This is a genomic window from Salmonella sp. SJTUF15581 (assembly GCF_043356775.1).
GTDB classification, from domain to species: domain Bacteria; phylum Pseudomonadota; class Gammaproteobacteria; order Enterobacterales; family Enterobacteriaceae; genus Salmonella; species Salmonella enterica.
Genome location: NZ_JBEUJY010000001.1, coordinates 324,799 through 349,528 on the forward strand (window position 1 = coordinate 324,799; position 24,730 = coordinate 349,528).

General features: G+C 52.1%; 23 protein-coding genes, 3 tRNA genes and 1 pseudogene. 11 read left to right on the top strand and 16 right to left on the bottom strand.

Annotated features, from left to right (window positions below):
- Positions 1–33: 33 nt before the first annotated feature.
- The 3 genes from yjiA to btsT all read right to left on the bottom strand — a co-directional run bounded on the left by yjiA (position 34) and on the right by btsT (position 3,449).
- On the bottom strand, positions 34–990 hold the full coding sequence (gene yjiA, locus ABVN36_RS01510; RefSeq protein ID WP_000187840.1) for a GTPase: 957 nt from the start codon (positions 988–990) through the stop codon (positions 34–36).
- A gap of 10 nt (positions 991–1,000) precedes the next feature.
- The gene (locus ABVN36_RS01515) at positions 1,001–1,204 is read right to left on the bottom strand and encodes a YbdD/YjiX family protein (RefSeq protein WP_000460616.1); all 204 of its coding nucleotides are present in this window, start codon (positions 1,202–1,204) and stop codon (positions 1,001–1,003) included.
- A gap of 94 nt (positions 1,205–1,298) precedes the next feature.
- Positions 1,299–3,449, bottom strand: a complete 2,151-nt coding sequence (btsT, locus tag ABVN36_RS01520) for a pyruvate/proton symporter BtsT (RefSeq protein ID WP_000379928.1) — start codon at positions 3,447–3,449, stop codon at positions 1,299–1,301.
- 366 nt (positions 3,450–3,815) lie between these two features.
- Here btsT and tsr point away from each other — a divergent pair, with 366 nt between their 5' ends.
- The gene (gene tsr, locus ABVN36_RS01525) at positions 3,816–5,477 is read left to right on the top strand and encodes a methyl-accepting chemotaxis protein (protein ID WP_017465681.1); all 1,662 of its coding nucleotides are present in this window, start codon (positions 3,816–3,818) and stop codon (positions 5,475–5,477) included.
- Positions 5,478–5,588: 111 nt separating this feature from the next.
- On the opposite strand, the pseudogene ABVN36_RS01530 reads toward tsr, so the two are convergent.
- Positions 5,589–5,663, bottom strand: a pseudogene (locus ABVN36_RS01530) (GNAT family N-acetyltransferase); the annotation flags it as partial.
- Between the two features lie 136 nt (positions 5,664–5,799).
- Here ABVN36_RS01530 and ABVN36_RS01535 point away from each other — a divergent pair.
- The 7 genes from ABVN36_RS01535 (at position 5,800) to ABVN36_RS01565 (ending at position 13,298) form a co-directional block, all read left to right on the top strand.
- Positions 5,800–8,565 carry a sigma 54-interacting transcriptional regulator gene (locus ABVN36_RS01535; RefSeq protein ID WP_023138458.1) on the top strand — a complete coding sequence of 922 codons (2,766 nt, stop codon included), beginning with the start codon at positions 5,800–5,802 and terminating at the stop codon, positions 8,563–8,565.
- Positions 8,566–8,666: 101 nt separating this feature from the next.
- A complete protein-coding gene (locus tag ABVN36_RS01540) occupies positions 8,667–9,089 on the top strand; it encodes a PTS sugar transporter subunit IIA (RefSeq protein WP_000820693.1) in 423 nt (140 codons plus the stop codon).
- A 14-nt stretch (positions 9,090–9,103) separates the two neighbouring features.
- Complete coding sequence (locus ABVN36_RS01545; protein WP_000634729.1) at positions 9,104–9,565, top strand: PTS system mannose/fructose/N-acetylgalactosamine-transporter subunit IIB; 462 nt, start codon at positions 9,104–9,106, stop codon at positions 9,563–9,565.
- Positions 9,566–9,590: 25 nt separating this feature from the next.
- Complete coding sequence (locus ABVN36_RS01550) at positions 9,591–10,370, top strand: PTS mannose/fructose/sorbose/N-acetylgalactosamine transporter subunit IIC (protein WP_000228863.1); 780 nt, start codon at positions 9,591–9,593, stop codon at positions 10,368–10,370.
- Entirely contained in the window at positions 10,348–11,196 is an 849-nt protein-coding gene (locus ABVN36_RS01555) for a PTS system mannose/fructose/sorbose family transporter subunit IID (protein ID WP_000178067.1), read from the top strand. Before ABVN36_RS01550 ends, ABVN36_RS01555 begins: the two co-directional genes overlap by 23 nt.
- A gap of 12 nt (positions 11,197–11,208) precedes the next feature.
- Positions 11,209–12,270 (top strand): SIS domain-containing protein, encoded by a 1,062-nt coding sequence (locus tag ABVN36_RS01560; RefSeq protein WP_023138457.1) that lies wholly within the window; start codon positions 11,209–11,211, stop codon positions 12,268–12,270.
- Positions 12,271–12,287: 17 nt separating this feature from the next.
- On the top strand, positions 12,288–13,298 hold the full coding sequence (locus ABVN36_RS01565; RefSeq protein WP_023138456.1) for an SIS domain-containing protein: 1,011 nt from the start codon (positions 12,288–12,290) through the stop codon (positions 13,296–13,298).
- 133 nt (positions 13,299–13,431) lie between these two features.
- Here ABVN36_RS01565 and opgB read toward each other — a convergent pair whose 3' ends face one another.
- The 6 genes from opgB to ABVN36_RS01595 all read right to left on the bottom strand — a co-directional run bounded on the left by opgB (position 13,432) and on the right by ABVN36_RS01595 (position 19,137).
- The gene (opgB, locus tag ABVN36_RS01570; RefSeq protein WP_023138455.1) at positions 13,432–15,723 is read right to left on the bottom strand and encodes a phosphatidylglycerol--membrane-oligosaccharide glycerophosphotransferase; all 2,292 of its coding nucleotides are present in this window, start codon (positions 15,721–15,723) and stop codon (positions 13,432–13,434) included.
- 282 nt (positions 15,724–16,005) lie between these two features.
- Complete coding sequence (locus ABVN36_RS01575) at positions 16,006–16,467, bottom strand: DUF2501 domain-containing protein (RefSeq protein ID WP_001090314.1); 462 nt, start codon at positions 16,465–16,467, stop codon at positions 16,006–16,008.
- A gap of 57 nt (positions 16,468–16,524) precedes the next feature.
- Positions 16,525–17,262 carry a DNA replication protein DnaC gene (gene dnaC, locus ABVN36_RS01580; protein WP_000799924.1) on the bottom strand — a complete coding sequence of 246 codons (738 nt, stop codon included), beginning with the start codon at positions 17,260–17,262 and terminating at the stop codon, positions 16,525–16,527.
- A gap of 2 nt (positions 17,263–17,264) precedes the next feature.
- Positions 17,265–17,804, bottom strand: coding sequence for a primosomal protein DnaT (gene dnaT / locus ABVN36_RS01585; RefSeq protein ID WP_000098573.1), 540 nt, complete (start codon positions 17,802–17,804; stop codon positions 17,265–17,267).
- 92 nt (positions 17,805–17,896) lie between these two features.
- Positions 17,897–18,370, bottom strand: a complete 474-nt coding sequence (locus ABVN36_RS01590; protein ID WP_000511329.1) for a threonine/serine exporter — start codon at positions 18,368–18,370, stop codon at positions 17,897–17,899.
- On the bottom strand, positions 18,361–19,137 hold the full coding sequence (locus tag ABVN36_RS01595; RefSeq protein WP_001727653.1) for a threonine/serine exporter ThrE family protein: 777 nt from the start codon (positions 19,135–19,137) through the stop codon (positions 18,361–18,363). The genes ABVN36_RS01590 and ABVN36_RS01595 overlap by 10 nt, the downstream gene beginning before the upstream one ends.
- A gap of 713 nt (positions 19,138–19,850) precedes the next feature.
- Between ABVN36_RS01595 and ABVN36_RS01600 the strand changes: the two genes are divergently transcribed.
- Positions 19,851–20,576: a response regulator transcription factor gene (locus ABVN36_RS01600; protein WP_000936665.1), complete on the top strand. Its 726-nt coding sequence runs from the start codon at positions 19,851–19,853 to the stop codon at positions 20,574–20,576.
- On the top strand, positions 20,537–21,211 hold the full coding sequence (bglJ, locus tag ABVN36_RS01605; protein WP_000431547.1) for a DNA-binding transcriptional activator BglJ: 675 nt from the start codon (positions 20,537–20,539) through the stop codon (positions 21,209–21,211). The genes ABVN36_RS01600 and bglJ overlap by 40 nt, the downstream gene beginning before the upstream one ends.
- 50 nt (positions 21,212–21,261) lie before the next feature.
- Here the strand turns inward: bglJ and ABVN36_RS01610 are convergent, their stop codons facing one another.
- The 3 genes from ABVN36_RS01610 to ABVN36_RS01620 form a co-directional block, all read right to left on the bottom strand.
- Positions 21,262–21,720, bottom strand: a complete 459-nt coding sequence (locus ABVN36_RS01610; protein WP_000058276.1) for a YbaK/EbsC family protein — start codon at positions 21,718–21,720, stop codon at positions 21,262–21,264.
- 150 nt (positions 21,721–21,870) lie between these two features.
- Positions 21,871–22,659 (bottom strand): siderophore-iron reductase FhuF, encoded by a 789-nt coding sequence (fhuF, locus tag ABVN36_RS01615; RefSeq protein WP_000331526.1) that lies wholly within the window; start codon positions 22,657–22,659, stop codon positions 21,871–21,873.
- 120 nt (positions 22,660–22,779) lie between these two features.
- Entirely contained in the window at positions 22,780–23,844 is a 1,065-nt protein-coding gene (locus ABVN36_RS01620; protein ID WP_000211207.1) for a GGDEF domain-containing protein, read from the bottom strand.
- 250 nt (positions 23,845–24,094) lie between these two features.
- Between ABVN36_RS01620 and ABVN36_RS01625 the strand changes: the two genes are divergently transcribed.
- A complete protein-coding gene (locus ABVN36_RS01625; RefSeq protein WP_000941878.1) occupies positions 24,095–24,331 on the top strand; it encodes a DUF1435 domain-containing protein in 237 nt (78 codons plus the stop codon).
- 31 nt (positions 24,332–24,362) lie between these two features.
- Here ABVN36_RS01625 and ABVN36_RS01630 read toward each other — a convergent pair.
- The 3 genes from ABVN36_RS01630 to ABVN36_RS01640 all read right to left on the bottom strand — a co-directional run bounded on the left by ABVN36_RS01630 (position 24,363) and on the right by ABVN36_RS01640 (position 24,681).
- Positions 24,363–24,449: transfer RNA gene (locus tag ABVN36_RS01630), tRNA-Leu, on the bottom strand.
- 31 nt (positions 24,450–24,480) lie between these two features.
- Positions 24,481–24,567: transfer RNA gene (locus ABVN36_RS01635), tRNA-Leu, on the bottom strand.
- A 27-nt stretch (positions 24,568–24,594) separates the two neighbouring features.
- A tRNA-Leu gene (locus ABVN36_RS01640) sits at positions 24,595–24,681 on the bottom strand.
- Positions 24,682–24,730: the final 49 nt, after the last annotated feature.

The following is a 24,730-nucleotide window of genomic DNA, read 5'->3' on the forward strand; positions in this document are numbered from 1 at the left end:
AAATTCCCGCCAGGCCAGATAAGCGCTTAATGGTTACTTCCTTAACCCCGCAAATGCCGTTCTAATCTCGTCTTCCGGCAACTGGATCCCGATAAATACCAGCGTGCTGTGCGGCGTTTCGTCGCCCCACGGTCTGTCCCAGTCGGCGCTGTAGAGACGCTGCACGCCCTGGAACAGCAGGCGGTTGGGTTCGCCGTCGATCCACAGCATCCCTTTGTAACGCAGCAGTTTATCCGCTGATTCCAGCAGCAGGTTTTCCATCACCCGCGAAACCTCGCTGATATCCACCGGGTAATCCAGCTCCACCACAATTGACGACACATCGTTCTGTTTATCGGCAATAAAGTGGAAACGCGGTTGGCTTGCCAGCACGTTCTCTTCCAGCATAAAGCCGCTGGTATTAAACAACTGACTCAGGTCAATATCGCCGTGTACCACGGTATAAACCGGGGCGCGGGCGTTGATACGCGCCAGCCGCTCGCGCAGTTTCTCGCTGTCGCCTGCCACGTCGGTTTTGGTCAGCAGGATACGGTCGGCGTAGCCTATCTGCGACTGGGCGATGGTGAACTGGTTCATCTGCTCGTTAGCGTGCACCGCGTCGACCAGCGCAATCACGCCGTCTAACAGGTAGCGTTCGCATAATACGTCATGGGAGAAAAAGGTCTGAATAATCGGGCCGGGGTCGGCCATGCCGGTGCATTCAATCACCAGGCGGTCGAAAGCAATATCGCCGCGGTCGCGGCTGTCGAGCAGGTCTAATAGCGCATCTTCCAGCTCGTTGGAGCGGGTACAGCAGATGCAGCCGTTAGTCAGGGTTTTGATCTGTGTGGCGCGATCGCCAATCAGTTGATCGTCAACGGAGACTTCGCCAAATTCGTTTTCGATAACGGCGATTTTAAAACCATGTTGTTCGTTGAGGATATGGCGTAGTAGGGTGGTTTTGCCGGCACCAAGAAAACCGGTAAGTAGGGTAACTGCAATCGGGGTCATAGTCTCTCCATTAACAACAGCGCATACCGCCTTTGCCATCGCCGCCGTAACGTGCTTGCTGACGTTCGCGGAAGAACTCTTCATAGGTCATGTACGGCTTGTCGGGATGGTTGGTTTTCATGTGCTCGACATAGTTGTCGTAGTCCGGAATACCAATCAACATTTTTGCCGCCTGGCCGAGATATTTTTTTGCCTGACCTAAAGTATCAAACATTCTGCCGTCCTGTTAATGAATAAAGCCGGATGGCGGCTTGCGCCTTATCCGGCCTACACTAGCCGGGATCGCTGTGCGCTACCCGGCATCAGTTTTAGTGGTGTGAAGAGATCTTCACGCCGCCCTCCGGCACGGGCACATACGGGGTTTCTTTGTCGGTACGTTTATCGCTGTTGCGTACCTTCATCCAGGTGGTGAAACCGTAGAAGATAATACTGTACACCACCACCAGGAACAGAATACTCAAACCAGCGTTAGTGTAGTTGTTCACCACGATATGGTTCATATTGGCAATCTGCTGCGCGGTCAGGTTGGTGCCGTTGGCAATCTTCTCTTTATACAGGTTTGCCATGTAGAAGAAACCTTCCATCTGTGGGTTGGCGCTGAACAGTTTCAGACCCAGTGCCCAGGTGGTGCAGATCAGCAGCCATACCGCCGGGATTACCGTCACCCAGATGTACTTGGTGCGCTGCATTTTGATCAGTACCACGGTGCTCAACACCAGCGCCACGGCGGCCAGCATCTGGTTAGAGATACCGAACAGCGGCCACAGGCTCTTCACGCCGCCCAGCGGGTCGACCACGCCCTGATACAGCAGATAGCCCCACAAACCGACGCAGCCTGCGGTACCGATGATACCCGCGACCAGAGAATCGGTTTTTTTCAGGAACGGGACGAAGTTACCCAGTAAATCTTGCAACATAAAGCGGCCGGAACGGGTACCCGCATCCAGTGCGGTCAGGATAAACAGCGCTTCGAACAGAATACCGAAGTGATACCAGAAGCCCATATCCGCCATCGGCAGGACTTTGTGGAACACGTGCGCGATACCTACTGCCAGCGTTGGCGCGCCGCCTGCGCGGTTCAATACTGACGGTTCACCGATATCTTTCGCAGTTTGCAGGATTTGTTCCGGGGAAATCACAAAGCCCCAGGAGCTGACGGTCGCCGCCGCATGTGCGGTAACGTCTTTCAACTGCGCCATAATCAGCGGCGCGTTTTCGCCCCCCATCTCGTGCAGGTTTGGCATGGTAATGCCCAGACCTGCCGGCGGGGTGTTCATCGCGAAGTAGAGACCCGGTTCAATGATCGAGGCCGCCACCAGCGCCATCACCGCAACAAAGGACTCCATCAGCATCGCGCCGTAGCCGATAAAACGCGCATCGGTCTCACAGGCCAGCAGTTTCGGCGTGGTACCGGAAGAGATGAGCGCGTGGAAGCCAGAGACGGCGCCACAGGCGATGGTGATGAACAGGAACGGGAACAGAGCGCCTTTCCACAGCGGGCCAGTACCGTCGACATATTGCGTCAATGCCGGCATTTTCAGTTCCGGGTTGAGGATCACAATCCCCAGCGCCAGACCGACGATCACGCCGATTTTCAGGAAGGTAGCGAGATAGTCGCGCGGGGCAAGGATCAGCCATACCGGCAGCAGCGCGGAAACAAAGGCGTAGCCGATCAGCGCGAAGGTAATGGTGGTGTCTTTAAAGGTCAGCGCCGGGCCCCAGTACGGGTCGTGGGCAATCACGCCGCCGAAGTAAATAGACGCCACCAGCAGCACGATACCAATAACGGAGACTTCGCCTACGCGTCCCGGACGCAGGAAGCGCATGTAGATGCCCATAAACAGCGCAATCGGCACCGTGGAGCAGACGGTGAAGACGCCCCACGGGCTTTCGGCCAGCGCTTTAACCACGATTAATGCCAGCACCGCGAGGATGATGATCATGATTAAGAAGCAGCCGAACAGCGCGATGGTGCCTGGAACGGTACCCATCTCTTCTTTGATCATCTCGCCAAGAGAGGCGCCGTTACGGCGGGAAGAGATGAACAGCACCATAAAGTCCTGCACTGCGCCCGCGAGCACCACGCCCGCCAGTAACCACAGTGTCCCCGGCAGATAGCCCATCTGCGCAGCCAATACCGGCCCGACCAGCGGACCTGCGCCGGCGATGGCGGCGAAGTGGTGACCAAACAGCACGTAGCGGTTAGTCGGCACGTAGTTCAGGCCGTCGTTATTGATAACCGCCGGCGTCGCGCGCGTCGGGTCGAGTTTCATGACCTTCTGGGCGATATACAGGCTGTAGTAGCGGTAAGCCACCAGATAGACGGAAACGGAAGCGACCACGATCCACAGGGCGCTCACGTGTTCACCCCGACGTAGGGCAACGACCGAGAGGCAGAAAGCACCGATGATTCCGAGAATCACCCAGGGTATGTGCTTGAATATCTTTTTCGTATCCATAGTAAAACCTGGTTGTAAGTTTAATTATCAGCCGAAGCTGGGTGGACATTGAGTTCGTGTTTGAGGAGGTAAATTGACTGCTATGCTGAGAGGATCTTGCCAGATCATCGCGCGCGTAAAGTTAGGTAAATCAGTGAGTGGTTGTATGGCGGTTTAAGCGGTCGGACGTACCGGTAAGCGGTTTCGCGGAGGAGGGCGTGGGCTATTTTATGTGATTGAGATCACGATATAAAATGGGACGATCCTTGTTGCGCGGGGCGTCATAACGACTTAACTGAGCTAATCGTGATATTAATGGCGCGCATCCCATAAAGTTTTCCCTTTCCAGGCCGAAAATTCTGTATCTGTCTAGCGGAAAGAGAAAACATGTTAAAGCGAATTAAAATTGTTACCAGCTTACTGCTGGTATTGGCGCTATTTGGCCTTTTACAACTGACATCCGGCGGGCTGTTCTTCAACTCGCTGAAGAATGACAAAGAAAACTTCACCGTATTGCAAACTATTCGTCAGCAGCAGTCTGCCCTGAATGCAACCTGGGTGGAGCTGTTGCAAACGCGTAATACCCTGAATCGCGCGGGTATCCGCTGGATGATGGACCAGAGCAATATTGGCAGCGGCGCAACTGTCGCTGAACTGATGCAGGGGGCGACCAATACGCTGAAGCTGACCGAAAAAAACTGGGAGCAGTATGAGGCGTTACCGCGCGATCCACGTCAGAGTGAAGCGGCTTTCCTTGAGATCAAACGAACCTATGATATCTACCACGGCGCGTTGGCGGAGCTTATTCAGCTTCTTGGCGCGGGTAAGATTAACGAGTTTTTTGATCAACCGACTCAAAGCTATCAGGACGCTTTTGAGAAGCAGTACATGGCCTATATGCAGCAAAACGATCGTCTGTACGATATTGCTGTTGAGGATAACAACAGTTCCTACAACCAGGCGATGTGGGTACTGGTCAGTGTGCTGATTGCCGTTCTGGTGGTCATTATCGCCGTCTGGTTCGGCATCAAACTGTCGCTTATCGCCCCGATGAATCGTCTGATTGAAAGCATTCGTCATATCGCCAGCGGCGATCTGGTGAAGCGTATCGACGTGGAAGGCTCCAACGAAATGGGGCAGTTGGCTGAAAACCTGCGTCATATGCAAAGTGAACTGATGCGTACCGTTGGCGATGTACGTAACGGCGCGAATGCGATCTATAGCGGCGCCAGCGAGATTGCGATGGGCAACAACGATCTCTCTTCCCGTACTGAGCAGCAGGCAGCGTCTCTGGAAGAGACCGCCGCCAGTATGGAACAACTGACCGCCACCGTGAAACAGAACGCCGAAAACGCCCGTCAGGCCAGTCACCTGGCATTGAGCGCCTCTGAAACAGCGCAAAAAGGCGGCAAAGTAGTGGATAACGTCGTACAAACAATGCGCGATATCGCCTCCAGTTCGCAGAAAATCGCCGATATTATCAGCGTAATCGACGGTATTGCTTTCCAGACCAATATCCTGGCGCTGAATGCGGCGGTAGAAGCGGCGCGCGCAGGCGAGCAGGGACGCGGGTTCGCGGTGGTGGCCGGTGAAGTCCGTAATCTGGCCCAGCGTAGCGCGCAGGCGGCACGAGAGATCAAGAGTCTGATTGAGGATTCCGTGAGCCGTGTTGATGTGGGTTCGACGCTGGTCGAAAGCGCCGGTGAAACCATGGATGAGATCGTCAATGCAGTGACCCGCGTGACCGATATCATGGGCGAGATTGCCTCGGCGTCTGACGAGCAAAGTCGTGGTATCGACCAGGTGGGCCTGGCGGTAGCGGAGATGGATCGCGTAACGCAGCAGAACGCCTCGCTAGTGGAAGAGTCCGCCGCCGCGGCTGCGGCGCTGGAAGAGCAAGCCAGCCGTCTGACCCAGGCCGTCGCGGTGTTCCGTATTCAACAGCAACAGCAGCGTGCGCGTGAAGTGGCTGCGGTAAAAACCCCGGCAGCCGTGTCGTCACCAAAGGCCGCTGTGGCCGACGGCAGCGATAATTGGGAAACGTTTTAAGGGCGTATGGTGAACAGTCGGCCTACAGATGATCGTAGGCCGGATGAGATGTTCACACTTTTGCCTGATGGCGTAGCGCTTACCAGGCCTGGCAGTCCGCGCAGGCCGATTTTAAACCAGCATCAGGCGCATGGCGCAGCGTGATTCATACGCGAGGCCGTGCGCCGCTTCCTCCTCTCTTTTCTGATATCGCGCGCTAATCCAACGTTGAGTGAAGGTGTGCGGTGATCCACAAAAAATGAATAAAGCGAGAGAACGCACGACAGGAGAGCCTTGTTTCGCGGCATCATAATTGCTGATGTGATAATCGTGAGAGGATACGATGCGCAAAGATGCCCTGCTTGCTTTCCTGATGAACCAAACGGATTTTTTTGATCCGGAAAATGTCAGTGAGGTGTTTACCGCGCGCTATCTGGCGCAGCGTTTTAATATGCAGCGCAATACCGCCAGCCATTATCTGAACCAACTGGTGGCGCAGGGCGTGCTCTGCAAAATCAATACCCGTCCCGTCTATTTCCTGCATAAGCAGGCATTTAGCCAACAGTTTTTTACCCTTTCGCGTAATGAATACGCCAGCGTCGCGGAGCTGTTAGCGCACGGGGAACAGGAGTGCGCGCCGGACGATCACTTTTCCCTGTTGATTGGCCATAACGAAAGCCTGAAGCGCCCGATTGAGCAACTGAAAACCGCGCTGTTTTATCCCGACGGCGGACTGCCGCTACTGATGACCGGCGAAAGCGGCACCGGGAAAAGTTATCTGGCGCAGCTCATGCACGAATATGCCATCGCCCAGGCGCTTCTGTCGCCGGATGCGCCATTTATCAGTTTTAATTGCGCCCAGTATGCGAGCAATCCCGAACTGCTGGCGGCGAATCTTTTTGGCTATGTGAAGGGCGCGTTTACCGGCGCGCAGAGCGACAGACCGGGCGCGTTCGAGGCGGCTGACGGCGGCATGTTATTTCTGGATGAAGTCCACCGGCTGAGCGCCGAAGGGCAGGAGAAGCTCTTTACCTGGCTCGATCGTGGTGAAATTTATCGGGTAGGCGACACCGCGCAGGGGCATCCGGTTTCGGTACGTCTGGTATTTGCGACGACCGAAGAGATACACAGCACCTTTCTGACGACATTTTTGCGACGCATCCCGATTCAGGTCAACCTGCCGGATCTCCAGCACCGCAGCCGCCAGGAAAAAGAGGCGCTGATCTTACTGTTTTTCTGGACGGAGGCGAAAAAACTTTCGGCCACGCTTATCCTCAAACCGCGTTTGTTGCAGATCCTCAATCAGTATGTTTATCGCGGCAACGTCGGCGAGCTGAAAAATGTGGTGAAGTATGCGGTGGCTACGGCATGGGCGAAAAAGCCTGGGCAGGAAACCGTTACCGTGTCGCTGCACGATCTGCCGGACGCCATGCTGTCGGCATTGCCGTCACTAAATGAATCGCTGGCGGACGACACGCCGGTGAGCATCTCGCCCGACACGAACCTTACCTGGCTGCTGCGCGCCCGCGACGAGATGCAGGGCATGATCCATGATACGCAGTGTCATGTGCTGGCGCTATACGAACTGGTACGTAGCGGGAAAGAGGAGTGGGAGACGGTACAAAAAAGAATGGGCGATGAAATTGAGACCCTCTTCGATCGCCTGATTTTTACCGGCGACGATAATGTGCACTCACAGCGGTTGCTGTTAATTACAAGCCAGGTGCGGGAAGAGTTTTATCGTCTGGAGAAGCGTTTCAATATGCAGCTTAACGGCAACTGTATTTACGCGCTTAGCCACTATTTAATCCATCGTACCGCACTGGCGCCTTCTCGTCTCAACAGCGAGCAGATCCGCCAACTGGACGCCTTCCTCGCCCAGAAATATCCGCTGCTGTACAGCTTCTGTTTACAAATTCTGGAGACGCTGGGCCAGAAGCTGGATCTGGAGCCGAGACGCATTGATATGCTGCTGCTGGCGCTTTGGCTGCATAAACAGGGGGCTAACAACCAAAAACAGGTGACGCATGCGGTGATTCTGGCGCATGGCTATGCCACAGCCAGCAGTATCGCCAACGTCGCCAACCGGTTACTGAAAAATACGATTTTTGAATCGTTCGATATGCCGCTGGACGTCACGCCGGAGGCGATAGCGCAGCAGGTGATGCGCTATCTGGAAGGGCATCCGCTCGCCTCCGGCCTGATGATTCTGGTGGATATGGGATCGCTCAAGGCCATTCATCGTCATTTTGATCGCGCGCTTTCCACGCCGGTGACGATTATCAACAACGTCTCGACCAGCATGGCCCTGTATGTAGGGGAGCGTATTTTACAGGGGCATTTTATTGAAGAGATCGCCCGCGATATCGCCCGGGATGTGCCGGTCGAGTATCAGCTCTACTGGCCGAAAAGCAACAAACCGCGCGCCATACTGACCACCTGCGCGACCGGTATCGGTGTGGCGACAAATCTTTGCGCATTACTGAGCGCCAGTATTCCGCAGGCGCTGGAGATTGACGTCGTCGCCTGCGATTATGCGATGCTGGCGAGCAATAAAACCCAGGAGCCGGTATTTATGCGCTACGACGTACTGGCGATAGTCGGCACGCTGGACCCGCACATCGCCAGCGTGCCGTGGATTTCGCTCGACTCGCTGATCTCCGGCGAGGGGAACCACTACCTGATGCGGCTGTTTGGTTCGCTGACCACGCCGGAGCAGGTGGCGGAGATCAACAACCTGCTGCTGAAAAACTTCTCGCTCCGACGAGTGATCGAATCCGTCACCATCCTCGACACCAGCAAAGTCATCAACCACGTTGAGCAGTTTCTGCTGCGCTATGAGCATCTGGCGGGCGTTACCGTCTCGAATGAAAGAAAGGTGGCGCTCTATGTGCATATTAGTTGCCTGATTGAGCGTCTGATCCGCCATGCGGGCATTACTGCTTATAGTGGACAACAGTGTCCGGAACAGGAACTGAATCGGCTACGGGAAGCGTTTAGTGTCATTGAGAGTAACTACAGTGTCAAAATCCCCACCGCCGAGCTTGGCTATATCCATAATATCCTGACCTTCGAAACAGAACTTATCGAGCAAGATCAACAGTTTTAACGATTTCCCTCTGTTAACCCGCATCTTTTTTCGGCGCGCCACTTTTTCTGGCACGCCGCTTGCTCTCTTTTATCACAGTGGAATGTGTTTTAGAGGTCAGGATGAAGAGACATTATATTTTCGCCAGCCACGGCACGCTGGCCAGCGGGGTTTTAAACTCCGTGGAGCTGATTTTAGGCAAACGGTCAAATGTCTGGACGCTGTGCGCTTACGTTGAAGAGAGCGTGGATTTAAGCCAGCAGGTAGATACGCTAATTGCCCGGATCCCACCGGAAGATGAAATTATTGCGCTGACCGATATTTTTGCCGGCAGCGTGAATAATGAATTTGTCCGTTATTTATCACGGGAAAATTTTCATCTGCTGGCAGGGATTAACCTGCCGCTGGTTATCGATCTCTTTATGTCGGAAAACGATGGCAATACCACGCATACCATAATGACGGCGTTAGCGGATTCAAAAGAAAATATTCAGTACTGCAATCAAACTATCACCAGCGCCATGCAAAGCGATAAAGATTTTTAAGGGGAGGAAGCGTCATGATTGTTTTTTTACGGGTGGATCATCGTTTATTACATGGACAGGTCGCCTTTTCCTGGACGCAGTACGTTGGCGCAGACTGTATTTTAATTGCCAACGACAGCGTACCTAATGATGACCTGCGTAAAACCACCATTAAAATGGCGAAGCCGCCCGCGGTGAAGCTGGTTATTAAAAATATTGCCGATTCAATTGAAGCGATAAAAAGCGGCGTTACCGATAAATATAAACTTTTTATTGTTGTTGAATCCGTGGCGGATGCGTACCGGCTGGCGCGCGAATTACCCGACATTAAAAGCATTAATTTAGGCGGCACGAAGGTACGTGAAGGGAGCCAGAATATTGCTAAAGCCATCAATCTGTTAGCGGATGAAATGACTCAACTTCGGGAGCTGGCGGCTGGCGGAGTAGAGATAGAAATTCGGCTGGTGCCTAACGATCGTAAACAACTTTTTGCCTGAGCGGATACCCTCCTGAGGACATATTATGGTAGAGGCGCTTTTACTTGGACTGGTGGCGTTTATCGCCCAGTCTGAATATGCATTAGGGACGTCGCTGATTTCCAGACCTATCGTGACCGGACTTTTAACCGGACTGGTGCTGGGCGACATGGAAACCGGAATTGTGATGGGCGCGACGCTGGAGTTGGCGTTTATCGGTTCCTTTTCGGTGGGCGCGTCGCTGCCGCCGGATGTGGTCACTGGCGGTATTTTAGGTGTGGCCTTTGCGATTAATTCCGGCGCTGGGGCGGAAACCGCGCTGTTATTAGGTTTGCCTATCGCGACACTGGCGTTAATTGTGAAAAATATCTATAACGGAATGTTTATTCCGTTGCTCTGTCATAAAGCCGATGCTTACGCTGAGATGGGGGATACCCGGGGCATTGAGCGTATGCATTTAATCTCCGGCATTGGGCTGTCTCTGACGCTGGGGATTATCGTCACGGTCTCTTATTTAGCGGGCGTGAATATGGTTAAAGGTTTTCTGGATGCCATTCCAGAATTTATTAAACATGGATTAAGCGTTGCCACCGGTATTATTCCCGCGCTGGGTTTTGCCATGCTGGCGCGCTTATTAATTAATAAAAAGGTCGCCCCCTATTTTTTCCTCGGTTTTGTTTTAATGGCGTATTTAAAAATTCCGGTGACGGGTATTGCGATTCTCGGCGCGATCGTCGCCGTCGTGATGGTCAATATGCCGAAATTTGCGGCCTCGCAACCGGCACCTGCGCAAGGAGCGTCTCATGACGATGAAGATGATTTCTGATAAAGACCGCCAGCAGGCGGAAACCACTGGTCTGGTCACCGCGCGTGATTTACGCCGCGTCTTCTGGCGGTCATTCCAGATGGAGTTTTCCTGGAACTATGAACGACAAATGAACCTGGCGTTCGTCTATACGCTCATTCCGGTATTAAAGAAACTGTATAGCCGAAAAGAAGATCTTTCCGAAGCGCTAAAACGCCATCTGGCTTTCTTTAATACCACGCCGCACATTGTGACGTTGATCCTCGGTATTACCGTGGCGATGGAGGAGAAAAATAGCCAGCAGAAAGAGATGGACGCCAGTTCTATCGATAACGTCAAAGCGTCGTTAATGGGGCCGCTGGCGGGTATTGGCGACTCTTTTTTCTGGGGAACATTGCGCCTTATCGCCACTGGCATCGGTACCAGCCTGGCGCTGAAAGGCAATATTCTGGGGCCGATTTTATTTCTGCTGGTGTTTAACGTACCGCATATTCTGGCCCGCTGGTTCTTTACCCGCTGGGGCTATGTGCTGGGAACCGGCGTACTGCAACGTATTCAGCAAAGCGGAATGATGGAAAGCCTAACCTATGGCGCCTCGATTATCGGTCTGATGGTGGTTGGCGCGATGACGGCCTCCATGATTGATATCACCATTCCCATTACGTTTGGTACGGGAGAGGCGAAAACCCATGTTCAGGACATTATTAACGACATCATGCCTTGTCTGCTGCCGTTAATTAGCTTCGCCATTGTGTACTGGCTGTTAGGGAAAAAAGTGAAACCGTTAACCATCATTGGCGGTATTGCGCTGGTGGGAATTTTCGGTTCCTGGATAGGGTTATTTTAAGAGGGATACACAATGTCACCAACCATGCTGACCTATATTAACGAAGAGTCTGACGTCCTGGCGAATATTATTCGACGCCATCGCCAGTCTCTGGAAGAAGTATCGCGGTTCGCCAGCCAAAAAACGTTACGACGAATCCTGATATTAGCCACCGGATCGTCATTGAATGCCGCCTTTTGCGTCCGTTATTTCTTTGAGCGCTGCGGTATCTCTATCGATATTAAAGAGCCGTACACCTTTAGCCAGTATGAGAATAGCGATCCGCAAGCCGATATGGTTATTGCTATTTCCCAGAGCGGGAAAAGCGCTTCTACCCTGGAGGCGATGCGTAAAGTTCAGGCGCAGGGACGTCCGGTATTCGCTTTGACCGCCGATCCGCAAAGCCCTCTTGGCAAGGCCAGTGATTATCCACTGGATATTCTGACCGGGATTGAGTCCGTCGGCTTTGTTACCCGTGGATTTAGCGCGACGGTATTGAATCTGTTGCTTATCGCGTTGTTAATTGCCCGTCAGCAGCAGCGACTGACGGAATCGCAGGTCGAGGAGTATGTGGCGCAGCTTCAACGTATCGCGGCAACCCTGCCGTTGGTTATCGTGCGTACGGAAGCGTTTATTCACCAGCACCAGGCCGTTTTACGAAACGGGACGCGTTTTGTGGCGACAGGCTACGGCGCGCTGGTTGGGGTGGCAAAAGAGTTGGAAACTAAATTTACCGAGACGGTACGTGTTCCCTCAAGCGGGTTTGAGTTGGAAGCCTATATGCACGGCCCGTATCTGGAAGCCAATGCGGAACACGTGATGTTCTTCTTTGAGGACCGGCCCGACGCGCGCTCCAGGGCGCTACGGGAGTATATGACGCCTGCGGTCGCCAAAACCTTTACTCTCACGCTGGCGAAGGCGGCGCAGGATGACCAGACGCTTGCGCTGGATGTAGCGGTTGATCACCATTTCTCGCCATTGCTGTTGATTGTGCCGGTACAACTCATGGCGTTTCATATCGCCTCACTGAAAGGCATCGACCTTTCGGTACGCATTTTTGACGATTTCGATCGCGTTTTAAAAAGTAAAATCTGAACAATCAGGAGAAAAATATGTTGGGTTTTAATCAGGACGAGTACCTGACGAGTGCTCGTGAGATCATCGCTGCGCGCCAGAAGGCAGAACAGGTTGCTGACGAGATTTATCAGGCCGGGTTCAGTTCTTTATTTTTCGCCTCTGTTGGCGGTTCACTGGCGCCAATGATGGCAATTAATGAATTTGCCAAAGAATTAACAACGTTGCCGGTTTATGTTGAGCAGGCGGCAGAATTAATTCATAAAGGAAATAAGCGGCTGAATAAAGACTCTGTGGTTATTACGCTGTCTAAATCCGGCGATACCAAAGAATCGGTGGCGATCGCCGAGTGGTGTAAAGCGCAGGGAATACGCGTAGTCGCTATTACCAAAAATGCGGACTCTCCGCTGGCGCAGGCGGCGACATGGCATATTCCGATGCGTCACAAAAATGGCGTGGAATATGAATATATGCTGCTGTACTGGCTGTTTTTCCGCGTGCTGTCGCGCAATAACGAATTCGCCAGTTACGATCGCTTCGCCAGCCAACTGGAAATTCTGCCGGCGAATCTGCTGAAAGCGAAACAAAAATTTGATCCGCAGGCGGACGCTATCGCCAGCCGTTATCATAACAGCGATTATATGATGTGGGTCGGCGGCGCGGAGATGTGGGGCGAGGTCTATCTGTTCTCCATGTGTATCCTGGAAGAGATGCAGTGGAAGCGCACGCGCCCCGTCAGCTCTGCGGAATTTTTCCACGGCGCTCTGGAGCTGCTGGAAAAAGACGTTCCGCTCATTCTGGTGAAAGGGGAAGGGAAATGCCGCGAGCTGGACGAGCGCGTGGAACGCTTCGCCAGTAAGATTACCGATAACCTGGTGGTGATTGATCCGAAAGCGTATGCGCTGGACGGCATTGATGATGAGTTCCGCTGGATCATGGCGCCCTGCGTCGTCTCGACACTGCTGGTTGATCGGCTGGCGGCGCACTTCGAGAAATATACCGGCCACAGTCTGGATATTCGTCGCTACTACCGTCAGTTCGATTATTAACAGAAAGGGGCGTGTAGCATATACAGTGCCTGATAGCGCTTCGCTTATCAGGCCTGTGCGCCAGTTTATTGATAAAGATGATGTGTAGGCCGGGTAAGGCGCAGCCGCCACCCGGCATATATGACCTTCTCTTTTAACCCTCAACATTCACCACTTTGATCTCCACCATGCCAATCCCCAATTTGCGCGGCGAATGGCCCAAAATATTACCTTCGTTGGTGGAGACGGGAGCGGGCGGCGCAATGACTAAGGTATTCGCGTCCGTCGGGTTGTTGAAATGCAGCGTGATAGTGGACACATCGTGACCCAGCACCAGCGTCTGTTCTTCGTTGCCTACGCGTACCGGAATCGGCCGATTCGCGTTGTCGCCGAAGGCTTTGGCGGTGATCACCAGATCAAACTTTTTCGGCAGCGGCGCTTTATATTCGATTTTAACCTCATCGCCCAACTGCGCATTTGACCAGCGCCCCCAGGACTCCGGCCGGGAAATGCCGCTAAACTGCTTCACCTCCTCCGGCGCGCCCGCGACATTAAAGATAAAGCTATCGGCTTTATAACGAATATCGTTATCGACAATCTTTAAGGTATCGACGTTGCCTTTGTAGCGTTCCATATCGATCATCGTGTCTTTAAACGCCGTCTTACCCTGCCACTGCGCTTTATCGACATGCTGTACGGTTTGCTGCCCGCCAAGCTGCCCCTGCGAGACGCACCAGTCGGTGGAGAGCGCCAGCGCCGGCGCCCATAACTGCGCCATCTTGTAGCAGCGGTCGACCCAGACGAAGTTATCGCGCGGGGCGAAGTCGGCCAACTGGAACCGTAGCGGAGCGGAGTATTCGCTTTCCGGCAGCGGCTCGACGCGCTTATCCGACACCCGCAACAGCAGCGGTAAGCGGAAGTGGCTGCCGGAAAAAGCGATCATGTTTTTGTCCCGATCGACGGTAAAATCTTTTATCTCTTTCGGGAAATTCCACAGGCGAATGATATCCGGCTTCATCGCCAGCACTTTCTCTTTTACATTCAGGAACACTTCCGACAGCGACTGCCCGGAAAGGCTGCTACGTCCCAGACCGATAAAATTATCGCCGCCGAGAATATCCAGCACCGTTGCGCCGTTGTCCATCGTGTTGCGTTTGACCGCCAGCGTCTCCTGCTGTGGTTTATCGCCGCGCAGAATAAAAAACAGATTGTTGCGATCTTGCTTATTCAGGTATTTCCAGGCCGTATTATTCATCGCCAGATGGTCGGAAGAGACGACGATAACGGTATCTTTAAACCACGGTGACGCTTTGATTTTGTTGATAAACTCGGCGATGTTTTCCTGGCTGCAACTTACGGCGCTAAAGGACTGGTTGGGCTTACCGTCGTAATCGTAGCGTTTGCGGTTGCAGGTGCGCGAGATAAACCCATCCGGATGGTGAGTATCTACGGTCAGCGTAAACAGCGAAAACCGCTGGCCTGAGCGGGAAAGCGCTTCAAATTTCTTCCATGCCTCATCAAGCACCGTATCGTCGTAGAAGCCCCAGTCGTTACGATAAGACGGGTCCGCCACCACCGTTTTTAGCTCTTCAGCGCCGTACAGATGATCAAATCCGTGTGATTTCAGGAACACGTCTTTCCCGGCAAAACGCAGGTTAGCTCCCTGCACGAAATAGTTCTGGTAGCCGGAGTTTTTCAGAATGTCGCCGAGGCAGATATTCTGCGGGAAGAAGCTGGAAACCGACGCGGACGCATTGCCCTCAAACGGCGCAAACAGCGGAATACCACACTGGGAAGCCACCATCCCGGCGATGGTGTAATCCGTTCCCGGCAGTTGCATGGTATGGCTGAAATCCAGCCCCTCATTTTTCAGCGCGCCCAACTCTGGCGTGAGATTGGGGAACGCGTCATTATCAAAATAGGTCCGTTCCAGGCTCTCGCCGTAGATATAGACCAGATTGAGCTTCGGATTAGGAATGGTTTTTGCTGGTTCTTTATAATAAACGGCAAAATCCGGATCGCCATCGCGCATTTGTGATTTTACCAGTTCGGTAATCTGGCGAAACGCCGGGCTGGCGTCGACCGAACCCAACGCCAGCAGTAACGCCAGCAGGCTGTAACCGACATGATGAGGATGGTGACGGCGGCGGCGTAGTACCCATCCCAGCGCGCCGAATACCGCCACTAACGCCAGGGCAATGCCGATTCCCGGCAGAATATATTTGCCGACTCCCGCTCCCGTCAGACTATTCGTCAGCGTATAAAGCACTGCGTCGTTGATCCCGTCGCCGGTAAAATAGTCGCTGGCATACAGGGTAATATTCAGAATGACAAAAAGTCCCAGCACCGTGAGAGTGGCAGCAAACCACCAGGTGTTACGGCCCGCCTTCCAGGCATATATCAGCACAGAGGCGAGAAACAGAGCGACAGAGAGCAACTCGGACAACTGACGATCCTCAATAAACCAGGCTTATCGCTGGCAGGAAAAAATTTCTAACAATGTAATAGCGATGTCACATTGCTGCAATTCTAATAACTTTACACGGCGCTGCTATTTAGAATGAGTTTAGAAAGTTGGTTTTTTGATCGGCATCACTTCCTGCCATAGCGGTTAATAACAGGAAAAGACGAAGAGAAAAATCGGGTTAATGCCGTGTTGGCGGGTAAAGGGCCAAAACACGGCTTTTAACAGGGCGTCCCGGCGTGGCGCACGGTCAGAAAAACGCAGTCAGGAGAGGAAATTCAGCCCTTGCTGCAATACCAAATCGCAAGCTTTGGTTTTCACCTTTTCCGCCAGCGGCGTACTGCCGATATTATTGAGGTTCAACTGCTGGCCGTCCTTCGTCTTGAGCAACCCTTGCAGGCCGTTCAGGTAGTTAGTGTCCTGCTCCTGCTGTGTGGTATCCAACCCCAACTTGTTCAGAATCTGATTTTTAACGTTTTCCACGTTGGTAGCGGACGCCAGTTTCTGTTTGGCGCAGTACTGCAAAATACCGGCGGCATTATTCATATTATCGGCGCTGAGTGACTGGGCACCTCTGCTGAGCAGACCGGTTAGCGCAGAAAGCGACATCCCGCCCTGCTGTGCGTTCGCGCCCTGAGCGCTTAACTGACTGGCGGCAATACCGCTGGTGGAAATCAGTACGCTGGCGATCGCCGCGCAGCACAGAACATGTTTCGCTGTATTCATGGTAATCACCTGTGTTATGCCAGCCAGGCGTCGTATCGCCCTGGCGCACGTTGCAATTTAATACTCTTTACCTGTCACCCGGCTGCGGTAACTGTCCCAGGTAAAATTAACCCATAAACTGTTGCCGAGACGCATACGGTCCATGACGCGTTCGCCAAGCATTTTCGTCATCTCTTCCATATTGCTGTTCGTCAACATGCCGGTGGGACGTTTTGACGAGGAACGACGATCGACAATTTGATTGATGATCACTTTTTCATAGCGGGATTCGGTCTGCACGCCGATCTCGTCGATCACCAACAGATCAACGTTACTCAGATCGTTAAGCAACTGCTCTTCGCTGGTTTCCCGATTGCTGAACGTGTCTTTCATCGCTGACATAATATCCGCTACGGTGATAATCAGTACCGACTTTCCGCGCAGCAGCAGCTCGTTACAAATAGCCGCGGCGAGATGATTTTTACCGGTTCCCGGCTTGCCGGAAAAGACAAAGCTGGCGATATTGCCGTCAAATTCATCAACGTACTGTCGGGCTTTGCTTAACGCGTTCATTTGTCCGTCGCACTCAACCCGATAGTTATCAAACGAACAGTTTTGATGCAGCGGTCGAATGCCGGAACGGTTAAAGGTGCGCTGCATTTTCATCGCCCGGTTTTCCCGCGCCAGCGCCGCCGCCCGGATCTCGCCTTGCTCTTTCTGCCACGCCAGTAGTTCTTCGCCCGTTTTAAACGCCGGCGTAATATGCGCAGGCATCATTTTTTGTAGACGCTGCATCAGGTCGCCAACATTTTTCATCGTTACCCCCTAAAACCTGGTGGAATATGATTGTCAGGTTCGCTGACGCTATTGATGTCGCGCTGCGGCATTCCGCCATTGCTGGAACGGCTGATTTGCACGCTGCGCGCCAGCTTTTGCTGCCACTGGATATGGTGAAAAACCTTACCTTCCGCCTGCCAGTAGGCGATAAACGCCGCCAGCTCTTCTGCGGTGACTGGCTCCCGAAGCGCCACGCCCCAAAGGGCAGCCTGACGCTGAAAATCCGCATCCGGTTGCCAGGCGGGATACATGGCGAATTTTCCGCAGGGAATCGCAACGGGGGCGGCTTCGGGTTCTTCGTAAAATTGCGCGTCTAACGCCACATCGCTTCCCGGACGTGATAACTTTTCTTCAAGCGCCAGCAGTTCAGCCATGCGTGCAGGCGTCACGGCATAAAAGGCAGGCGCATTATTAGCGAATACCGCCACTGCGCCGCCCGTTGACTTCGCCAGCACAGCATGATGATCGTGTAAAAGGGCGTCAATACCGATGACGTCCGACGTTAAAATTCTGGAAGACATAATGTTTCTCAATATGGAACAACAACCGAGAAGGGCGACTGTTTTTATAGTACCACACAGACCTGTAAGAACAGCAGGAGGCGTTCCACCGATCACACGCGGGGGCGTTTGCGGTACAGCCATAATCCCGGTACAGAGAGGCCAATTGAGAGCGCGCCAACAATGGAAGAGGCTTTCAGAAAATTGGTCAGCAGCGTAATCATCATCGGTTCGCTATAGCCCAGATGGCTAATTTTTACTGCGGAAATCATCGCGGTATAGGCGGAAATCCCCGGAAACATCGGGATCACGGCCGCGACGGTAAACACTTTAGGGTGAGCGAGATACCAGCGTGACCACTGAATACCAATACTGCCGACCAGCAGCGAAGCCATAAACGTCGACCATTCGATATTAAAGCCAGCGCTCATCATCAGCATACGCGAGCCATGACCCAGCGCCCCCAGTAGCGCGCACCACGGAAGCGCCCGGTGGGGAACATTAAAGACCATCGCAAACCCGACGGCGGGGATCGCAGACAAGATCATGTCCTGCATTAGCGCCAGTAAAAAGTCGATTATACCCATCCTCGTAGCCCCCATACTGTCATTGACATCACTACGCCCACACAGGTGGCCAGTGTCAACAGGCTGGCGATAGCCCAGCGCGCCAGCCCGGTATTAATATGTCCTTTAAACATATCTGCCACGGAATTAATCAGCGGAAAGCCCGGCACCAGTAGCAGTACGCTCGCCGCCATGGCGATAGTGGGCGTCTGGCTAAAGGCGGGAAGGGTGAGCATCAGCCCGGAAATCGTGGTAGCGACAAAGGCGGTAATGCAAAAATTGATCTGCGGATGTAAATGCCGCTGCGCCAGCATCTGGCGGATATACATGGCTATCATACTGGCGAAAAAGGTGATAACCGCGCCATCCCAGCCGCCATTATTCAGCTTACAAAAGCAGGAGCAGGAAAGACCGACCATAAACGCCACCAGCCAGCGCGGATAACGCAGCGGGCGGAGCTGGCTAAAGCGTTTTTCCACGCCTTTGTAATCCAGCAGACGATGTTCCGCGAGGATAACGATATGCTGAACCTCCGTGACGACGTGCATATTAATGCCGCGATCCTGGTTTTTACGTGTCGATGTCAGACATTGTCCGTCTTTAATGGTCGTCAGGACAATGGCGTTAGAGGAGATCGCGCTTTCGACGCTATCCATACCGAGCGCCAAACCGAGGCGGGTGGAAAGCTCATCAACCAGTGCGCTTTCCGCCCCGTGCTGCAATAAAAGCAGCCCGCATTGAATACATAACCGTGTTACTGCTCGTTGAATTGATTGCTCTTCTTGCATGACTCGTCCTGTCCGAAAAGACATTCTATGCGCCGCCACTATGACAGAGGCTTTCTTTTTAACACGAAGCGCAGGCATGATGGCGTTGGTTAAGATCAATTTCTTGTTGATAAAAACGTCAACCACCAGACGCAACGCATAAGCTTCCTGAGACGTGCGCTTCGTCACAGGCAGGATATCCTTATGGGCGACGGTTCTCGTATGTCCGTTTCCAGAATAGAGGCATTATGCCAGCCTGGCCGCTCATTTTTGAATCAATGATGTGGTGAATTTTATCAACTATATGCATTAATGGTTTAACCACAATGGCGTGAGCAGCGGGCGTAAAAATAGGCATGACTTAGTGTAATTCGTAGATATTACATGGGTTTTATGGATGATAGACAGTATTGTTGGGCTTTTGTTTTAGGACTCAGCAATATGAATGAAGGGCGAACTCATATTTTAAATTTATTAATATGATGCGTTTTCGTTAGAATTGCTAATGTGCAAATTTAGTTAATTTAATTGTCTTGCTTCTGGTTTTATGAGTAACTATGCGATAGTGATTTCATGTTTTTGTGCTATAGTGGATTGTAGCGCAATCAATGTTAGATATTTAAAAATAAAACAAGGATAATTAATCCACTCGGCCTATATTTCTTTGCGATCATTGTTAATAGTGTTTTTATTAATGGGGCAATGAAAAGTGGCGGCGTGGGTGCGGAGGAATTATGCTGCCAGGATGCTGCAAAAATGGACTTATTATCAGTAAAACCCCTCTTATACAGGAAGGCCTTAAAGGGGCTATAACAGGTAATTTCCCCGATTATAAACTGGCGTATTGTCGTACGATAGAAGAGCTAACGCTGCTACAGCTACGCCGAAGTAATTTAGTTATTGCTGATTTAGCAGTTAACAATGCCTCTTCCCGCGCTATCTGCGAATATTTTTATAGCTTAATCTCGCAATATCGCGACATACATTGGGTATTTCTGGTTCCTAAATCCTGCTATCCACATGCGGTTGATCTCCTGATGGGGCCCGTCAGCACCTTGCTTTCAGACGAAGAGCCAATCGAGAATCTTATTAGCGTTATCCATGCGGGAAACGCTCGCTCAGAAAGAATAAGCAAAACGTTATTATCGCCTCAGGTACCGTCTGAAATTCAGCAGGCCCACGACAGGCCGATTGTCCTTACGCTGTCTGAACGAAAAGTATTACGCCTTTTAGGAAAAGGGTGGGGCATTAACCAAATTGCGGCGTTACTTAAAAAAAGTAATAAAACAATTAGCGCCCAAAAAAATAGCGCCATGCGACGCTTATCAATACACAGTAATGCAGAGATGTATGCATGGATAAACAGTTCTCAGGGAGCCAGAGAATTGAACCTACCTTCGGTATATGGAGAAACCATGGAATGGAAAACAGAATCAGCAAGAGAAATGTTGCGCTCGTAGAAAAATGCGTGATGAGCACCATTGGTATTAAAGGGCTATTTGATGCAATGCCGGATTGCCGACATACGCTTCATATTTTTTCAAAACCATCCGCGTTTTATAAGGCTGCGCTAAAGACGCCGTTTTCTGCCGTTATTTTTTCTCTTTCTGCGTTAAGAACTGAACGCCGGACAGGATTATCCAGCCTGACGGAACTGGCGATAAATTATCCCCATATGCGGCGTCTGGTGATTGCCGATGATGATGCTGAAGCCCGCTTAATCAGCGCGCTATCCCCACTGCCGCTGGATGGGGTCATCAGCAAAGCGTCGCCGTTGGATGTTTTACAGGATGCCTTATTTACATCGCTTAATAGCGCCCGGCGGACAACGGAGCGTACAGACAATCTTTGGGAACTTCACCAGAATTGTATGCTTAGTCCAACCGAGCGGGAGATTCTGCGTTTCATGTCGAACGGCTACTCAATGCCGCAAATTGCCGTCCAGTTAGAACGTAACATTAAGACTATCCGGGCGCATAAGTTTAATGTGATGTCCAAGCTGGGCGTGAGTTCTGATGCCGGGTTACTCGATGCGGCGGATATTCTGTTATATCTGCGCGCCGGAGATGGTACCGCGCTCCAGCATCGGGTATAGCCCGCGCCGGATGCGCCGTGCTTGTTCGGGGAATCCGGGGGCCAGGCACGTTATTGGCACACGTCTACCCAGGTCGCCGATGTCAGTTCAGCCATTCTTTCCGGCGTGATGCGTACCGCGCTGTGCGTGGCGCCTGCGGCAGGCAATACTTCGTTATACCCCTTCAGAGAGATGTCGCAATAAACGGGCAGCGGGTGCTCCAGCCCGAAAGGACATACGCCGCCGACAGGATGTCCGGTTGCATTGACCACTTCATCGCTGCTCAACATACGGGCTTTTGCGCCGAAAGTGGTTTTAAGCTTCTTATTATCCAGGCGGGCATCGCCTTTCGCGACCACCAGGATAATGGTGTCTTTTACTTTAAGCGAGAGCGTTTTAGCTATCTGCCCTGGCTCTACGTTGTGCGCTTTGGCTGCCAGCTCGACAGTCGCTGTACTTTGATTTAATTCGATAATTTCAATATCGGGAGCATGATCGGCCAGAAATTGCCGTACAGATTGCAGACTCATTCTTCTCTCCTGAGACCTTACCAATAGCCACGGTAGACCCAAAAATGGCAAAACGTAATTTGGCATACGGAGAGCGCCGCTGTAAATATAATAATGTGACAGGCCAGCAGCAGTAAGCCGTGACGATAACTGAAGGCAACGTAACTCGGTTTACTTTAACGTGCAGTCGCCGCACTGCTGTACGTCAGGTAAGCGGTAACGTTGGCAGCAGGTTCTGCGTACCAGAAGACCGTCGCGCATTACGACGGTCCGCCACAGCGGGTTATCCTGACCGTCGGATAGCTGCTTTTCAAAAAAACAGCGCTGGCGTAGCGTTGCCAGCAGGGCTTCGCCAAGCAGCGGTTTCATCTCAGTCAGATACCAGTTGATTAAATAACCGGTATTGCTCCAGATAAGTTTCGCGTTGATGTCGCCAGTCGCCTCCAGCGCCTGAATGACCGGCTGTAGTGCGGAGACTATCAGCGTTTCCATTCGTTCTTCCGGGGAACGCCCCGTTGCCAGGTTATCCTGATGCACATCAAGCCAGAAACACGCGGCGCGCCCGGTTTCATGAAATTCAACGTGAATATGTTCTGCCGAGACATCGATAGCGCGCGCTTGCGTCAGTAATGCCAGCATCAGCGGCGGCGCCATCAGCCCGATATACCATTGCGCCCACAGGGAGAGTAACGGCTTATTTTCACGTGCCAGGCCTGGCGTGTGCCGATAGATGTGATCGGAATAGGCGGCCAGCAATGAACGAAACGTCGCGGGGCGCGTCCACTGGGCAAGAGTCATTGCCGTTGGCGGCGGTGTTTCATCCAGCCGGATGAAGTCCAACAGGTGCTCACGGGTAGAGGCGATCGTCTCGCGTACTGCGTCCGCCAGCGAGGCGTCTTCCGGCTGGGGAGCAGCTCGCCAGATAATATCGTCAGCAATCGGTGCGGAACGGTAGGCCATAGCGCAGTTTAATGATGTTAATCTAAATGATAATGATTGCTAATCCTATCGATAGCGATAAACGATGGCAAGCGGTTTATGGTTAACGCTGTTGGCGTAGCACGATTACGCCTGCAGGATTCATAGGGCGCGCATGTCGTCGCTGACCAGAATGTGGTTACGTCCAAGATGCTTGGCTTCGTAGAGCGCTTTATCCGCTTTTTCGATAGCGTCTCCGATATTGCGATCCGTCAGGGGCGCAATGCCGATACTGACAGTGACATTGGTGGCGACGCTTTCGTTAAACATATGCGGGATTTTAAGATCGTATACTTCCTGTCGGATACGTTCTGCGGTAGCGCGGGCTTGCTGTGGTTCGGCGGTGGTCAGCAACACCAGAAATTCTTCCCCGCCAAAACGGCAGACGACATCGCGCGATCGCACGGCGTCCCGAATTGCCGCTGAGACGCGGATTAACGCCTGATCGCCCATCATATGACCGTAGTGATCGTTATACGCTTTGAAATGATCGATATCCAATAGCAGAACGTAGTGTTCATGGCTGCCCGGCGCCTGTAACGTATCCAGCCGATTTTGCAGGCCACGGCGGTTATATAAGCCGGTTAATGGATCAAGCATACTCAGGCCATTGAGAGTTTCCCGCTCGGCCAGCAGCTTAAACATGAGCTGTTGGGCAAAATTATCGTAGCGTTTCTGGATAACATGTTGAATAGCGATTCCCACCATTGGCAGGGCCAGCAAATAGAGAATTCGCAAACCTTGTTCATTACCGTTCAGCCACAGGCAGACCGCGACTGGTGGTAGCGAATAGAGCGTAAACGCGACGATATTCGCGGCAAAGGCTATCGAGCCGATAAACAGAACGCTAAGCAGGGAAATCAATAAAAAAGAGAAATCATAATGGCCTAACGCCGGATACTTTAGCGCAATATGCGCCGCCCATATTCCCCCAAAGAGTAGGGAGATAAAGGGGAGGTTAATTCTTTTTTGTCCATATTTCCCATGCCATATCAACAGTAATACGCTCAGGACCACTATCCCGATCATTGGCGTGCAAAATACATTGATCTGATAAAGGGGGAAAACGAGAGTAAATAGCGCCGACACGGCGTTGAGAAACAAGAAAAGACGTAAAGAAAACTGATACTTCTTAATACGAAGCGACCGCCAGGATGGTGTTGTCATGGGTAATTGTCGTTATTTATCGGTGATATACACGGAATCGGGCGCCAACATGAAAATAACGTATGAGAAAAGGTCGCCTAAAGCGAGGTGTTGTTGTTTTTACGTTAACAGTCGGACAATTTATCACCTTACTGAATACGTGTCATCAACCGTTAAGTAAAACTCATCTCTTTAGCTTTCACTCTGGCTGACAAATGAGAAAATATATCATATGATATTGGTTATCATTATCAATTCCAGAGGTGAAACCATGTTGCAGCGGACGTTAGGCAGCGGATGGGGCGTGTTATTGCCTGGAGTGATTATCGTTGGACTGGCGTTTATCGGCCTGTCAGCTTATGCGCTGAAGCTGTTGATTGTATCAGGATTGCTACTGTCTGCGCTGATGTTGTATCACAAACAATTACGGCATTTTGTACTGCTGCCATCGTGTATAGCGCTTATTGGCGGCATGATGTTGGCAATGATGAACTGGAATCAGGGATGAAAATGAAGATAAAAAGGAAGGATAAGATAATTGGTGCGAGGGGGGGGACTTGAACCCCCACGTCCGTAAGGACACTAACACCTGAAGCTAGCGCGTCTACCAATTCCGCCACCTTCGCACAGTTATCTTACTTTTTGATATCGCCTCGTTGGTGCGAGGGGGGGGACTTGAACCCCCACGTCCGTAAGAACACTAACACCTGAAGCTAGCGCGTCTACCAATTCCGCCACCTTCGCCCAGTGCGAGCAATATCAACGTGGTTTTGGTGCGAGGGGGGGGACTTGAACCCCCACGTCCGTAAGGACACTAACACCTGAAGCTAGCGCGTCTACCAATTCCGCCACCTTCGCATACCATCGATTCTTGAAAAGAATCACTACCACGGAGGCGCATTCTAGT

Excerpts from the sequence above, each read along its gene's own strand:
- yjiA (WP_000187840.1), bottom strand. The coding sequence starts at position 990 with ATGACCCCGATTGCAGTTACCCTACTTACCGGTTTTCTTGGTGCCGGC.
- ABVN36_RS01515 (WP_000460616.1), bottom strand. The coding sequence starts at position 1,204 with ATGTTTGATACTTTAGGTCAGGCAAAAAAATATCTCGGCCAGGCGGCA.
- btsT (WP_000379928.1), bottom strand. The coding sequence starts at position 3,449 with ATGGATACGAAAAAGATATTCAAGCACATACCCTGGGTGATTCTCGGA.
- tsr (WP_017465681.1), top strand. The coding sequence starts at position 3,816 with ATGTTAAAGCGAATTAAAATTGTTACCAGCTTACTGCTGGTATTGGCG.
- ABVN36_RS01535 (WP_023138458.1), top strand. The coding sequence starts at position 5,800 with ATGCGCAAAGATGCCCTGCTTGCTTTCCTGATGAACCAAACGGATTTT.
- ABVN36_RS01540 (WP_000820693.1), top strand. The coding sequence starts at position 8,667 with ATGAAGAGACATTATATTTTCGCCAGCCACGGCACGCTGGCCAGCGGG.
- ABVN36_RS01545 (WP_000634729.1), top strand. The coding sequence starts at position 9,104 with ATGATTGTTTTTTTACGGGTGGATCATCGTTTATTACATGGACAGGTC.
- ABVN36_RS01550 (WP_000228863.1), top strand. The coding sequence starts at position 9,591 with ATGGTAGAGGCGCTTTTACTTGGACTGGTGGCGTTTATCGCCCAGTCT.
- ABVN36_RS01555 (WP_000178067.1), top strand. The coding sequence starts at position 10,348 with ATGACGATGAAGATGATTTCTGATAAAGACCGCCAGCAGGCGGAAACC.
- ABVN36_RS01560 (WP_023138457.1), top strand. The coding sequence starts at position 11,209 with ATGTCACCAACCATGCTGACCTATATTAACGAAGAGTCTGACGTCCTG.
- ABVN36_RS01565 (WP_023138456.1), top strand. The coding sequence starts at position 12,288 with ATGTTGGGTTTTAATCAGGACGAGTACCTGACGAGTGCTCGTGAGATC.
- ABVN36_RS01575 (WP_001090314.1), bottom strand. The coding sequence starts at position 16,467 with ATGAATACAGCGAAACATGTTCTGTGCTGCGCGGCGATCGCCAGCGTA.
- dnaC (WP_000799924.1), bottom strand. The coding sequence starts at position 17,262 with ATGAAAAATGTTGGCGACCTGATGCAGCGTCTACAAAAAATGATGCCT.
- dnaT (WP_000098573.1), bottom strand. The coding sequence starts at position 17,804 with ATGTCTTCCAGAATTTTAACGTCGGACGTCATCGGTATTGACGCCCTT.
- ABVN36_RS01590 (WP_000511329.1), bottom strand. The coding sequence starts at position 18,370 with ATGGGTATAATCGACTTTTTACTGGCGCTAATGCAGGACATGATCTTG.
- ABVN36_RS01595 (WP_001727653.1), bottom strand. The coding sequence starts at position 19,137 with ATGCAAGAAGAGCAATCAATTCAACGAGCAGTAACACGGTTATGTATT.
- ABVN36_RS01600 (WP_000936665.1), top strand. The coding sequence starts at position 19,851 with ATGCTGCCAGGATGCTGCAAAAATGGACTTATTATCAGTAAAACCCCT.
- bglJ (WP_000431547.1), top strand. The coding sequence starts at position 20,537 with ATGGAAAACAGAATCAGCAAGAGAAATGTTGCGCTCGTAGAAAAATGC.
- ABVN36_RS01610 (WP_000058276.1), bottom strand. The coding sequence starts at position 21,720 with ATGAGTCTGCAATCTGTACGGCAATTTCTGGCCGATCATGCTCCCGAT.
- fhuF (WP_000331526.1), bottom strand. The coding sequence starts at position 22,659 with ATGGCCTACCGTTCCGCACCGATTGCTGACGATATTATCTGGCGAGCT.
- ABVN36_RS01620 (WP_000211207.1), bottom strand. The coding sequence starts at position 23,844 with ATGACAACACCATCCTGGCGGTCGCTTCGTATTAAGAAGTATCAGTTT.
- ABVN36_RS01625 (WP_000941878.1), top strand. The coding sequence starts at position 24,095 with ATGTTGCAGCGGACGTTAGGCAGCGGATGGGGCGTGTTATTGCCTGGA.